12 protein-coding genes are annotated in these 12,643 nt (G+C 69.9%); 8 read left to right on the top strand and 4 right to left on the bottom strand.

The genetic code is table 11. The features are described 5' to 3' along the window. The first annotated feature begins 3 nt into the window (after positions 1 to 3). The 4 genes from H4281_RS13985 (at position 4) to H4281_RS13970 (ending at position 2,274) form a co-directional block, all read left to right on the top strand. A complete protein-coding gene (locus H4281_RS13985) occupies positions 4 to 366 on the top strand; it encodes a DUF5313 family protein (RefSeq protein WP_037817763.1) in 363 nt (120 codons plus the stop codon). A 41-nt stretch (positions 367 to 407) separates the two neighbouring features. After that, a complete protein-coding gene (locus tag H4281_RS13980) occupies positions 408 to 764 on the top strand; it encodes a metalloregulator ArsR/SmtB family transcription factor (RefSeq protein WP_182891306.1) in 357 nt (118 codons plus the stop codon). Beyond that, the gene (locus H4281_RS13975) at positions 761 to 1,264 is read left to right on the top strand and encodes an SRPBCC family protein (RefSeq protein WP_182891305.1); all 504 of its coding nucleotides are present in this window, start codon (positions 761 to 763) and stop codon (positions 1,262 to 1,264) included. The genes H4281_RS13980 and H4281_RS13975 overlap by 4 nt, the downstream gene beginning before the upstream one ends. Positions 1,265 to 1,476: 212 nt before the next feature. Continuing rightward, entirely contained in the window at positions 1,477 to 2,274 is a 798-nt protein-coding gene (locus tag H4281_RS13970; RefSeq protein WP_237596897.1) for a sigma-70 family RNA polymerase sigma factor, read from the top strand. Positions 2,275 to 2,325: 51 nt separating this feature from the next. On the opposite strand, the gene H4281_RS13965 is transcribed toward H4281_RS13970, so the two are convergent. Then, positions 2,326 to 3,048, bottom strand: coding sequence for a TetR/AcrR family transcriptional regulator (locus H4281_RS13965; protein WP_182891304.1), 723 nt, complete (start codon positions 3,046 to 3,048; stop codon positions 2,326 to 2,328). 51 nt (positions 3,049 to 3,099) lie between these two features. On the opposite strand from H4281_RS13965, the gene H4281_RS13960 reads away from it, so the two are divergent. After that, complete coding sequence (locus H4281_RS13960; RefSeq protein WP_237596898.1) at positions 3,100 to 4,530, top strand: DHA2 family efflux MFS transporter permease subunit; 1,431 nt, start codon at positions 3,100 to 3,102, stop codon at positions 4,528 to 4,530. Positions 4,531 to 4,543: 13 nt separating this feature from the next. Then, on the top strand, positions 4,544 to 5,350 hold the full coding sequence (locus H4281_RS13955) for an SDR family NAD(P)-dependent oxidoreductase (RefSeq protein WP_182891303.1): 807 nt from the start codon (positions 4,544 to 4,546) through the stop codon (positions 5,348 to 5,350). On the opposite strand, the gene H4281_RS13950 is transcribed toward H4281_RS13955, so the two are convergent. Together H4281_RS13950 and H4281_RS13945 are read right to left on the bottom strand one after the other, a co-directional pair. Continuing rightward, positions 5,344 to 6,645, bottom strand: a complete 1,302-nt coding sequence (locus tag H4281_RS13950) for an IniB N-terminal domain-containing protein (protein ID WP_220507165.1) — start codon at positions 6,643 to 6,645, stop codon at positions 5,344 to 5,346. The two genes, H4281_RS13955 and H4281_RS13950, sit on opposite strands and share 7 nt — an antisense overlap. A 530-nt stretch (positions 6,646 to 7,175) precedes the next feature. After that, positions 7,176 to 10,619 carry an indolepyruvate ferredoxin oxidoreductase family protein gene (locus H4281_RS13945; RefSeq protein ID WP_182891301.1) on the bottom strand — a complete coding sequence of 1,148 codons (3,444 nt, stop codon included), beginning with the start codon at positions 10,617 to 10,619 and terminating at the stop codon, positions 7,176 to 7,178. A 174-nt stretch (positions 10,620 to 10,793) separates the two neighbouring features. On the opposite strand from H4281_RS13945, the gene H4281_RS13940 reads away from it, so the two are divergent. Both H4281_RS13940 and H4281_RS13935 read left to right on the top strand, forming a co-directional pair. Then, a complete protein-coding gene (locus H4281_RS13940) occupies positions 10,794 to 11,252 on the top strand; it encodes an Lrp/AsnC family transcriptional regulator (protein WP_182891300.1) in 459 nt (152 codons plus the stop codon). Between the two features lie 83 nt (positions 11,253 to 11,335). Then, positions 11,336 to 11,953: a cupin domain-containing protein gene (locus H4281_RS13935; protein ID WP_182891299.1), complete on the top strand. Its 618-nt coding sequence runs from the start codon at positions 11,336 to 11,338 to the stop codon at positions 11,951 to 11,953. Positions 11,954 to 11,957: 4 nt separating this feature from the next. Here the strand turns inward: H4281_RS13935 and H4281_RS13930 are convergent, their stop codons facing one another. Next, positions 11,958 to 12,563 carry an acetate uptake transporter gene (locus H4281_RS13930; protein ID WP_182891298.1) on the bottom strand — a complete coding sequence of 202 codons (606 nt, stop codon included), beginning with the start codon at positions 12,561 to 12,563 and terminating at the stop codon, positions 11,958 to 11,960. Positions 12,564 to 12,643: the final 80 nt, after the last annotated feature.

The following is a 12,643-nucleotide window of genomic DNA, read 5'->3' as shown; positions in this document are numbered from 1 at the left end:
GGGATGAAGCGACCCGGCCCGGTGCGCTGGCTGCACTACGTCTACGGCGGAGTACTCCCCGAGGAGTACCGCGAGTGGGTGCTGTACGACGCGACCGCGAAAACCTGGGTGCTGCGCTTCGCGTTCCGGATCTTCGCCGAGGCGCTGCCCTGGCTGATCGCGGGCTACGTCGTCCTCACCCTCGTCACGCCGATGCCCGCCGGGATGATCGTCGCCGCGCTGCTGATCAGCCTGCTGCTGAGCTTGTTCCTCACCGTCACCAGCGCCGACGAACTCGCCGAAGTCCGGCTCACCAAGCACGGTTTCCCGCCCGGCACCGGAAAAGCGGTCCGCAAACGCCGCGGCGGCGCGTCGACCTGGCCGTGAGCCGGTTGCCCGACGCGTAACCGCTGGGTTACGCTTTCGCCGTGGACCTGGCCGCCAGCGCGATCGCCGACCCGGTGCGCCGGGACATCCTGGCGCTCCTGCAACACCAGCGCCTGCCCGCCGGGGAGATCGCCGCGCGCTTCGCCATCAGCCGCCCCGCGGTGTCCCGCCATCTGCGCGTACTGCGGGAAAGCGGACTGGTGCGCGACGAACTCGTGGGCAGGCAACGGTTTTACGCCCTCGACCCGCGGGGCTTCGCTCAACTCGCCGCCTGGCTCACCCAGCTTCTCGCCCCGCCTGCCTGGCAGCAGCGGCTCGACGCGCTGGAGACCGAGGTCCACCGCACCCGCCGCGAACGCCGCCGGGGCACCTCCGCCGGAGAGGAACACACCGCATGAAACCCGTGCCCACCGCGAGAGCGCACCGCCTCGCCGACAGCATCGACCTCGTCCTGCCGCGCATCTTCCGTGCGCCGATCGACGACGTGTGGGCCGCGATCACCGAACCCGAACGCACCGCGCGCTGGTTCGGCCCCTGGGAGGGCGACGCGACACCCGGTCGGATGATCCGCGTCCAGATGCTGTTCGAAGAGGAGGAGCCCTGGATGGACCTCCGCGTCGACGCCTGCGAGCCGCCGCGCCGGCTGGCTGTTTCGTCCACCGACGAATCCGGCGCCTGGCGCATGGAGATGCTGCTCGAGTCCCGGGACGCGACAACGGAACTCCGGCTGGTGCACCACCTGGACTCCGCGGACAAGATCCCGGAAGCCGGCCCCGGCTGGGAGTACTACCTCGACATGCTCACCGCCGCCTTCGACGGCACGCCGCGGCCGGACTTCGCCGACTACCACCCGGCGATGACGCCCTATTTCACCGAATTGGCCGGAAAATCTTCCTGACCGTCCGTCAATAGTCCACTTCGGACAGTCGGCGGCCGAACGAAATGTCCTTGACCGGCCACGACTTCCCCATTCGGCTGACAGCGGCGACCGGCGCGGAATCGCACCGCCGACTGCCGGATCCTCGGCGGCATATGGAGTACACTGCTGTACCAGTTACTTTCAGTAGTCCCGCGTGACGAGGTGTGGACCAGTCCGGTGGGAGGTGCACGGTGGACGCGACACTGGGCAGCACGCTGGCCGCCGAGGCGAACGAGGACGAGCGCACCGACGCCGAACTCCTCGCCGCTGTACGTGCCGGAGATTGCCAGGCCGGCGGGGAATTGTTCCGGCGGCACGTCACGCTGATGCGCCGCGTGGCCGCCGGTTTGGTGCGCCAGCAAGCCGAACGCGACGACCTGGTCGCCGAAGCCTTCGCGCGCGTGCTCAGCACGGTCGCGGCGGGCGGCGGCCCGGAATCGAACGCGCCGGCGTATCTCGTGGCCACTATGCGAAATCTCTTCGCACGATGGAGCCGCTACGAAAACCGTATCGATCTCTATGCGACAGTTCCGGAACCCGTAACTCTCGACGGCGGCGCTGACGAACTCGCCGTCATGCGTTCCGAAGACCGTCTCGTGTGGTCGGCTTACCGGACCCTGCCCGGCCGCTGGCGAACGGTGTTGTGGCGGATGTCCGCCGAAGGCGACACTCCGGCGGAACTCGCGCCGCTGCTCGGCGTTTCCCCGAACGGCGTCGCGGTGCTCGCCCGCCGCGCCCGCGAAGGATTGCGGCAGGCGTACCTGCAAGTCCAGGTGCCGGACGCGGAATTGCCGCAGTGCCAGGAAGTTCGCCGCCGCATGGGCGCGTGGCTGCGCGGCACCCTGCCCGCGCGCCGGGCCGGAGTCCTCGCCGGACACCTCGCGGCGTGCGAACCGTGCCACGCGGTCGCCGCCGAACTGGCCGAGGTCAACCGCGAACTGCCCCGGATGACCGGCTGCTGCGATCCGGCGATCCCGGAGCCCCGCTAGCCAGCGCCCCAGGCGAGCACACCCGGCACCTCCGCCCGTGGTGCTTTCCCCTCACGCACCTTCCGCTGCCCCGTCGGCGAGATTCCGCGTGATCAGGTTGACCATGAAGGCGAACCGGTCATGTCCGGCGCCGGCCGTCAGCTCCGCCGCGTACCGCCGCGTCTGCGGGAACTTCTCCTCCGGCAGCGCGCTGAACCGCTCCATCAGCTCCTCCTGGCTGAGCACCCACTCGTCGCCGTGCTGCTGCCGCTGCTGGACGAGCGACCGTTCCCAGGCATACGCGGTGACGTAGAGCGTGAGCGAGTCCAGCGCCCACGCGGCGGTCCGCGGTTCGATGCCGCCGGCCAGCAGGATCGCGAAAATCCCTTCGCTGATCCGGAGTGTCTCCAGGTGCGTCGGGACCATCGCCAGCGCGGCGCGGGAGACGCCGGGGTACTTCAGGTACAGATCGCGGATCTGCCCGTAGACGTCCAGGACCTGCTGCCGCCACTTCGCCGGGTCCGGTTCGGGCAGTTCGATCTGTGCGCAGAGCCTGCCGATGAGCAGATCGTCGAGGTCCTCTTTGTTGACGATGTGCGCGTACAGCGACGACGGTCCGGTGCCGAGCACGGCGGTGACCCGGCGGACGGTCAGCGCGTCGTAGCCCTCGGTCGCGACGACCTGCAGCGCGGCGTCGGTAATCCGGTCGACAGTGATGGGTTCTTTCCGCGGCTTCGGCGCGGCCTCGGCGGACGCGTGCCGGGCGGCGCGGCGCTCTCGTGGGGCGGCGGGCATGGCGTCACTATAGCTTGACACGAACTTAGTTCGTCATTTAGAACTTAGTTCGTGACTACTGAACTTAGTTCGTTCCCTCGCGCCGAGCCGCTTCCGCTGGTCAAGACGTGGCTCGTGCTGGCGGTCGTCGTGATCGCCGACCTGATGGACCTGATCGACACCAGCGTCGCCGCCCTCGCCGGCCCCTCGATCCGCGCCGACCTCGGCGGCGGGCCGATGACCCTGCAGTGGGTGCTGTCGGCCTACACCGCGGCGTTCGCGCTCGGCCTCGTGACCTCCGGCCGCCTCGGCGACCGGCTCGGCAGGCGCAGGCTGTTCCTGCTCGGCATGACCGGCTTCACCCTCGCGTCGCTGGCCTGCGGCCTCGCCCCCGGCCCCGGCTTCCTGATCGGGGCCCGCGTGTTCCAGGGCCTGTTCGGCGCGGCGATGATCCCGCAGGGCATCGCGCTGGTGAAGGTCGTCTTCCCGCCGGACCAGCTGCGCAAGGCCCTGATGCCGTTCGGCCCGATCATGGGCCTCGCCACCGTCGCCGGTCCGATCCTCGCCGGATGGCTGCTGCACCTGAACCTGTTCGGCAGCGAATGGCGCTCGATTTTCCTGATCAACGTCCCGTTCGGCGTCCTCGCCGGGCTGCTCGCCCTGCGTGTGCTGCCGCGACACAGCGGCGAGGACCGCGACGCCCGCCTCGACCTGCGCGGCGTCGGCCTGCTCACCACCGCGTCGGCACTGCTCATCGTCCCGCTCATCCAGGGCCGCGAACTCGGCTGGCCCGCTTGGACGTACGTGCTGATGGCCGCCGGCGTGGTCGCCTTCGTCCTGTTCGCCAGATCTGAACGCCGCAGCAGCCACCCGGTCATCGCGCCGTCGTTGTTCGCCAAGCGCGGCTTCGTGTTCGGCCTGCTGATCACCGGCGGGTTTTACGCCTCGCTCAGCGGATTCGTGCTCGTCGTGAATCTGCTGCTGCAATCCGGTCTCGGCTGGACGCCGCTGCAATCTGGATTCGCCCTGCTTCCCTGGGCCGCCGGCACCGCGATCGCAACCCTGGTGTCCGGCGCTGTCCTCGCCGCGAAACTCGGCCGTGCGTCCCTCCACTTAGGACTGGTCAGCGCGGTCGCCGGTCTGCTTGTCCTGTGGTGGTCAATCGCGCACTGGGGCGCCGCCATCACCAGCTGGCAGCTCGCCCCCGCCCTCTTCATCACCGGTGCCGGTTCCGGTCTGCTGTTCATTCCGCTCTTCGATTTCATCCTCGGCGACGCGACGCCAGAAGAAGTCGGCAGCGGTTCCGGAATGCTCAATGCCGCGCAGCAATTCGCTGGCGCCATCGGCGTCGCCGCGCTCGGCACGGTGTTCTTCGCCCGCGTCGGACCCGCTGCCACACCGTCCTGGATCCCTGCCGCTGAACTGGTTTTCGGCCTCTGTGCCGGTCTTTACCTCGTGGCGCTGGCCCTCGTCGGATTCCTCCCGAAACACACCGCCCACTGAAACGAGCGACGCAGTGTCGAAAACCGCCCTGATCACCGGAACCAGCCGCGCTGCCGGCCTCGGCTTCGCCGTCGCCCGGCTGCTGTCCGAGCAGGACTACCACGTAATCCTCACCGCTCGGGACCTGGCCCGAGCCGAATCCCTTGCCGCGCGACTCCCGGACGCCACGGCGTTACGGCTCGACCTCACCGATCTCTCCACCATGACCGCCGCCGCCGGCTATGTGGCCGAAACCTTCGGCCGCCTCGACGTGTTGATCAACAATGCCAGTGACGCCGTCGATTTCGCCACGCTGTCCGCGCTCGACGCCGATCTGCCCGCCGTCCAGTCCGCATTGGACATCGACGTGCTCGGCCCGTGGCAGTTGACGCAGTTGCTGCTTCCTTCGCTGAAAGCCGCTCCGGCCGCCCGGATCGTCAATGTTTCCAGCGTTTCCGCGCTCCAGATCTCCACCGGACTCGACCTCGGGGCGAGCCTGCGCGCTCCGGCGCATTCCTTCGCCAAACACGCGCTGAACACCCTGACCGGCGTACTCGCCTCGGCGCTGCGGAACACGCCGATCCTCGTCAACGCCGTCGATCCAGGAGAAACCGCCACGCATCCCGAACGCGGCGACGAGGACACGGCCCGCCCGGCACGCGAAAGCGCCCGCGGCGTGGTGTGGGCCGCGACGTTGCCGGGCGGCGCCCCGACCGGCGGCCTTTTCCGGGACAGCGACCTGGTGCTGTCGCTGCTGCCCGGCACAGAAAACACCGCGGGCCCGGACCGTGACCGGTCCGAGCCCGCGGCGGGAAAACCCTTAGCGCGCCAAGATCAGTGACCCAGGTGCAGGCTGTCCAGGTGCACGTTGCTCGCGTGCGACTCGAGGCCGCCCGCCACGTCGTGCAGGTGGTTCTGGACCTCGTTGAGCGGCGCGGCGTGCGCGGCTTCCGGCAGGTCGCCGGCCGACACGTGCTGGGTGCCGGTCTCGACGGCGTCCTGAACGGTGCTCGTGACGTGCTGAGCAGCCGCGTTGACGGCCGGCGCGTGCGCGGTCGCACCCTCGATCGCGTGGGTCAGCGAACCCGCGTTCGGGGCGGCGGGCAGCGCCGGAGCGTGCGGCAGCTCGCCGACGCCCGGAACCTGCGGGAGCGAACCGACGCCCGGGACCTGCGGCAGCGAACCGACCTGCGGCAGCGAGCCGACGCCCGGAACCTGCGGCAGCTCGCCCGCACCCGGCACCGCCGGGAGACCCGGGACCGCGCCGGCGACGTGGTCCAGCGTGCCGGACAGGTCGCCGGCCTGGGTCAGGTCGCCGGTCGCCTGGGTCAGGTCGGCGCGGAGGTCGTTGTCGTGCACGCCGACCGGGGTCGAGCCGATCGCCTCGTTGACGGTGCCCAGCAGGTGCGAGCCGCCCTGGCGGACGTCCTCGACGATGCCGCTGACCGGACCGCCGACCGCCGGGAGCTTGCCGGACTCGGCCACGACGGCCTTCCAGGTCAGCGCGTCGCCGAGGTGGTTGGTGGTCGCGTCCACCGCGGAGCCGACGAGCTTGCCGTCGAAGACGTGCTCGCCCACCGCGTTGACGGTGTTCTGGGTGTCGATCGCGGCGGCGTCGACGATCGGGCCGACGACCGGGACCGAGTGGGTCGCCTCGGCGACGTGGTCCAGCACGCCGGAGACCGCGCCCAGCGCGCCGTGGGTGACGGTGTTCAGGCCGGTCGCGTCCGCGACGTTGCTGACGCCCTCGAAGACCGGGCTCAGGTTCGGCAGGGCGCCGGCGAGACCGCCGAGGCCCTCGCCCGCCTGGTGCGCCACCGGCTCGGCGGCGGCGTTCGCCTGGTCGAAGGCGCCGCCCAGGTCAGCGGACGGGATGCTCGGCGCGGCGGGCACGCCCGGCACGGCCGGGATGCTCGGGGCGGCCGGGACGCCCGGCACCGCGGGAACGGCCGGGACGGCGGGCAGCGGGGCGCTGTCCATGACGAGCGGCATGATGTCCTGCACGTCCGACGGGTTCAGCTCGCCGAGGCCGGCGCCGTTGAGCACCCCCTGCGGGTCGGCCTTGTAGTCCGCCAGCGACTGCGGGTCGTTCAGCAGGTTCAGCGCGAATTCGTGCAGCGTCTGCACCGGGCCCATAGTTCGTATTCTCCTGTGGTGACAACGGATCGGGGTGGGGTGTCCGAGAAACGGACGAGCCGGCCCCAGAGCCGGCTCCTTTTCCGAACATAGGACGCCGCCGAATGCCCGCCATCGGGGGGTCACCCGGGTTAGCCGGGGCACCCACTAGGGACTTCGCCGCTCCCCCGATTAGGGGCATTAGGGGATTCGGCGCGTCCGCGCTGGTCACAGGGCCGCCGTCGCGCCACCCCGCCGGACGCCGCCCACCCCACCGATCGGGGGACGGACGCGGGTCGCCCGAAGAGGTTCGCCAGGACCACCCGTTGGTGTGACACCTACAAGGCTTTTCGCGCCGGACCGGGCGCGACGGGAAAGCCGAAACGGCGAGGAAGCGGGGTTGCCCGGCTTCTCGCCGTTTCGGAGTCCGCGCGGAAGATGAGCACGGAATCCGCGTTGAATTCCGTTTTCCGACGTTGATCACGCTTCGATTAGGGGGATTCCGCGTGGAATCCGCTGCGGGACGGGGCTGTCCCGCAGCGGCTCCCGGCTCAGGCGGTGGCGACCCGCACCGAGTCCGGCATCTCCAGCTCGCGCAGCAGTTCCTCCTGCCGCCGCCGGTAGGCCGCGACATTCGCCAGCTTGATCTCCTCGTACCCGCGCACCGAGTCCGGCAGCGCGGCCAGTTCGACCAGCCGGGCGTCGCCCCGGTCGGCCACCTCGAGCGCACGCGTCAGCGCCTGCCGGTACTCGCCGATCAGCGCCCGCTCGACCCGCCGGACCTCGGCGCGGCCGAACGGGTCCAGCTTCGTCCCGCGGAGCTTGCGCATGGCCCGCAGCGCCGCGAACGCGGGCCGGAAGCTGCGGCCGCCGAGGCTGATCTTGCGGTTCATGCCCAGCGCGCGCAGCACCGGCGGGTGCAGCCGGTGCGCGAAGCGCGTGCCGGCACCGAACTGGGCTTCGATTTCCGCGGTCAGCTGCGGGTCCAGCGACAGCCGCGCCACCTCGTACTCGTCCTTGTAGGCCATGAGCTTGTAGAGGTTCCGCGCGACCGCCTCGGTCACCGAAGCACTGGCTCGGGTGCGGACCCGCTCGACGAACTCCGCGTACTCCCGCGCGTAGCGCTCGTCCTGGTAGGCGATGAGGTCCGGGATCCGCAGGTCGAGCACCCGGGCGAGCTCGCCGTCGGCCCGCACCGAAGCACGCACCCGGCGGACTGCTTCCGCGTCGGCAACGGCCGGGGCCGCGGCCTCCGCCGACGGCGAGAGTTCCGCGTTGAGCGCGTCCGGGTCGGCGACCAGCTGCCTGCCGCGCCGGAACGCCTGGAGGTTCGTCTCCACCGCGGTCCCGTTGATCTTGATGGCCTGTTCCAGGCTCTCCGCGGTGACCGCCAGCGAGCCGGTCTGATAGGCCGCGCCGAGCTGGAGGATGTTCGCGAACTGGTCGTCGCCGAAGATCTGCTCGGCGAGGCCGCGCGCGTCGAGGTAGTGCCCGGCGGCGGTCGCGTCGCCGAGCGCGCCGCGGATGCTCGACTGGTCCGGGTAGGAAACTTCCTTGTCCACCACCATGCGCCCGGTCGGGACCTCCGAAGTGGACACCACGGCGACCGTCCGCCCGGCGTCGGCCACACCGAGGTACGCCGGGTCGGCGGCGACCAGCGCGTCGCACGCGAGGTAGAGGTCGCACTCGCCGTTGGCGAGTTTCGGCGCCTGCTCGACCGCGCCGGTCGAGATCTTCACGTCCGAGACCACCGCGCCGCCCTTTTGCGCGAGACCGGTCTGGTCGAGGGTGCGCACCTGCTTGCCGTCCAGAACCCCGGCGACACCCAGGATCTGCGCGACGGTGACCACGCCGGTGCCGCCGATGCCAGTGATCCGCACGGCGACGTCGGACAGGGTTTTCGCCGGTTCCGGCAGGACCTCCGCGCTGATCGGGGCGAGATGCCGCCGCTTGACCTCGCCGGTCGGGACGACAGTCAGGAACGACGGGCAGTCGCCGTCGAGGCACGAGTAGTCGACGTTGCACGAAGCTTGGTGGATCTGGGTTTTACGGCCGAACTCCGTCTCGACCGGTTGCACTGAAAGGCAATTCGACTTCACGCCGCAGTCGCCGCAGCCTTCGCAGACGCGTTCGTTGATGAACACCTTGCGCGCAGGCGTTTCCTGCTTCCCGCGCCGACGCTTGCGCCGCTTCTCCGCCGCGCACTCCTGCTCGTGGATCAACACCGTGACCCCGCGGTGCGCCGCCAGTTCTTCTTGCGTGCGAAGAAGTTCCGAACGGTCGCGCACCTCGACCCCGCGCGGCAGCTTGCGCTTCCGCAGCCGTCGCGGTGCGTCCGAGGTGATGATGACCTTCGCCGCGCCCTCGGTCAGCAGCAGCGCAGCGACCTTCTCCACGGACAGTCCGCCGACAGCGTCCTGACCGCCGGTCATCGCGACCGCCGAGTTGTAAAGCAGCTTGTAGGTGATGTCGACGCCGGCCGCCACCGCCGCGCGCACGGCGAGGCTGCCGGAGTGCATGAACGTGCCGTCGCCGATGTTCTGCATCAAGTGCGGCGTCTCCACGAACGGAGCCATGCCGATCCATTGCGCGCCCTCGCCGCCCATCTGGGTCAGCCCGACGACCTCGCCGACCTGCTCCGGTTCCATGAACAAAGCCATGGTGTGGCAGCCGATTCCGGCGCCGACGAGCGTGCCGTCCGGGACCTTGGTGGACGAGTTGTGCGGGCAGCCGGAGCAGAAGTACGGCGTACGCGCCAGCAGCGGCACCGAAATCCGCTCGCGGCGACGCCGTTGTTTCCATGCCGCAACGGGTTCCGCGTCCGGGAGGCGCTTGGCCAGTCCGCTCGCGATGCGGTCCGGGTCCAGTTCGCCGAGTTCGGTGAACAGCACCTGGCCGTGCGGGTCGGACTTGCCGTACACGCGCGGCGCGCCGGTGCGGCCGTAGAGGATCTCCTTGATCGCCGGTTCGACCAGCGCGCGCTTTTCCTCGATCACCAGGATCTCGTCGAGGCCCTCGGCGAATTCCTTGACGATGCCCGGTTCGACCGGGTACACGACGCCGAGCTTCAGCAACCGGATGCCGTAACGGGACAGTTCGGACTCGTCGAGGCCCAGCATCCGCAGCGCCTGGCGAAGGTCCAAATAGGACTTCCCGGCGGTGACGATGCCGACGCGATCGTCCGGTCCGGATCGGACGATCCGGTTGATTCCGCTGGCCCGCACGTATTCCATCGCGAGCGGCAGCCGTACCCGGTGCAGGCTGTGCTCGAGCGTGATCAGCTCCGGACCGAGAAGACGGCTGTTCGGCTGGTGCTTGTACGCGCCCTCGGGCAGCTCCGGCGCGGTCCACTCCGAATCGACCAGCGCGGTGCCGCCGGAGTCGGCGACGTTCGCGACGATCTTCATCGAGGACCACAGCCCGCTCGCGCGGGAAAGTTCGACGGCGTGCCTGCCGTGCTCCAGCACGTCCTGCGAATCGGCCGGGAAGAACACCGGCATCGCGAGGTCGGCGAGCGCGTGCTCGGACGCACACGGGATGGTCGAGGATTTCGCGTTCGGGTCGTCGCCGACCAGCGCGACCGCACCCCCGCGCGGATCGGCGCCGGCGAGGTTCGCGTGCCGCAGCGCGTCGGTGGCGCGGTCGAGGCCGGGGGCCTTGCCGTACCACATGCCGACCACGCCGTCGTGTCGCATCGTGCCTGCTCGGGCGGCCAGCTGGCTGCCCATGACCGCGGTCGCGCCGAGTTCCTCGTTGACGCCCGGCTTGTGCACGATGTTGTGCTCGGCCAGCAATCCCGACCGCCGCGCCAGCTCCAGGTCGAATCCGCCGAGCGGCGAACCCTGGTACCCGGACACGAAGGCCGCCGAATCGGCGCCGTTCCGCCGGTCCAGCCGGATCCGGTCGAGCAGGACGCGGACCAGCGCCTGCACCCCGGTCAAGTAGACAGTGCCCGCTTCGCGCACGTACCGGTCTTCCAACGTGAAGGCGTTCATCCGCACTTCCCTTCCGCACGCCATCAAGCCCACGGGCACCCGCCGCTGGGACGTGAGCCACCTCACCCCACGCCTGAGCCCGGCGCAACGTGCCCGGCCACTGTAGTGGCAAGGACGCAAAGGATGACGCGCGAGAGGGCCGATCGGGCAGATCCGTTGCGTACGATGCCGCTCATGGCCGAAGAACTGCTGGACGCGACCGACCACGAGATCATCGCGTTGCTCCGCGAGGACGCCCGGCGCACGTTCTCGGACATCGCCGGGCGGGTGTCGCTCTCCACCGCGGCGGTGAAGCGGCGCGTCGACCGGCTCCGGGAGAAGGGCGTGATCACCGGCTTCACCGTGCAGGTCGACCACGCGAAACTCGGCTGGGGCATCGAGGCGTTCGCACAGCTGCGGTTCTTCGGCAGCACGAACGTCGCCGAGATCGTCGAGACCACCACCCGGATCCCGGAGGCGCAGGCGGTCTTCACCATCGCGGGCGACCCGGACGCGGTCGTGTGGCTGCGCAGCCGCGACATGGCGCATCTGCAGAGCACGATCGACGAACTGCGGCGCAGCCACCGGATCACCAGCACGCGCACCCTGATCGTGCTCGACTCGTGGGTGCGCGGCGAGGACCGGCCGGAGTGACCTTCGGGCAGCGTCCCGGCGATCCGGTTGCCGCTCGGTCCCGTTTCCCGGCATCGTCGGGGCGACGCCGGGAAAGGGAGCCGATGCCGAACCACACCGCGACCTTCTCCCCCGTCGGCTGGACCGAGTCCGGGCCTGGGGCCTGGACGAAGGAACTGCTGCAGTCGCCGGGCGACTCGTTCACGCTGGTCCGGCTGGGTGCGGGTGCGACGCTGGCCGACCCAGGAGACCGGGTGTTGGTGCTGGAAGGCACTCTCGCGCACCATCGCGCCGGTGCGTACCTTGCCGCTGACGGCGCACTGTCCAGTCCGGACGGCTGTCTCGCGCTGAGCATCAGCGGCGAACGGCTCGGGGAACCGGCCGAGGACCTGTTCGGGCCCGCCGGCTGGCGGAAATCCAGTCCCGGCCAGTGGTTCCGGTTGCTGCTCGACGTGGCGTTCGACGAAACCTTCGACGAACGCGTGGTCGGACTGTCCTCTTTCGAACCGGGCTCGTTCTCGCCGCGGCATCCTCATCCGACCGCGCACCGGTTCCTGTTCCTCGACGGGGAAGCCGACGACGAGATCGTCCACCCGGACGGCACCCGCGTCACGGCCCGCCGCGCACGCGGGGACTTCGTGGACTATCCGGCCCAGGTCGAGCACCAGACGTTCAGCCGAAGCGGCTGCCTGATCCTGTTCCTGCACGAACCGGTGCGCTGAGCGGTCAGCGCTTGCCGATCGCCCCGGTCGGCAGCAGCGTGCGGCCGAAGGTGGCGTTGGCGACGACCGCGAACGAGCCGTACCAGGCGACCACCGCGGTCGCGAGCCCGAGCCAGCCGCCGATCTTGCCCGCGCCTTCCGCGCCGCCCAATTCCCCGATGGTGAGGAAGAGGAAGGTCAGGAACAACAGGACGAACACTCCGATCAGGACGGCGTTCGTGCGCAGCGACGCGATCATCATGTATCCGGTGAAAATGGTGAACACCAACAGGAACATCCCGGTCGCGGTCGCCGCGTCGGCGGGCGGGATCTTCGCCGAGAACTGCCAGACGTAGAAGGCGAAAGCCAGCCAGAACGCGCCGTAGGTGCCGAACGCGGTCGCGCCGAAGGTGTTGTTCTTGCGGAATTCCCACATCCCGGCCAGCAACTGCGCCAGTCCGCCGTAGAAGAGGGCCAGCGGCAGGACGACCGGTTCGACGGCTTTGGGGATGAGTCCGGCGTTCACCGCGCTGAGCACGAAGGTGGTGGCGGCGAAACCGGCCAGGCCGAGCGGGCCGGGGTCGGCGATGCCGGTGGCGGTTGAGGTCGGGCGAGCAGCGGTCTCACTCATCGGATCCTCGATTCTGCTTTGCGGCAGGATCTTCACATCTGACACCTGGCGCAACAGACTTGTCCACTGTCCACAACGTC

The sequence above is a fragment of the Amycolatopsis dendrobii genome (genome assembly GCF_014145675.1).
Lineage (GTDB): Bacteria > Actinomycetota > Actinomycetes > Mycobacteriales > Pseudonocardiaceae > Amycolatopsis > Amycolatopsis dendrobii.
Note: the sequence above shows the minus strand (reverse complement) of the source record. Positions and strands in the feature narration are given on the sequence as shown.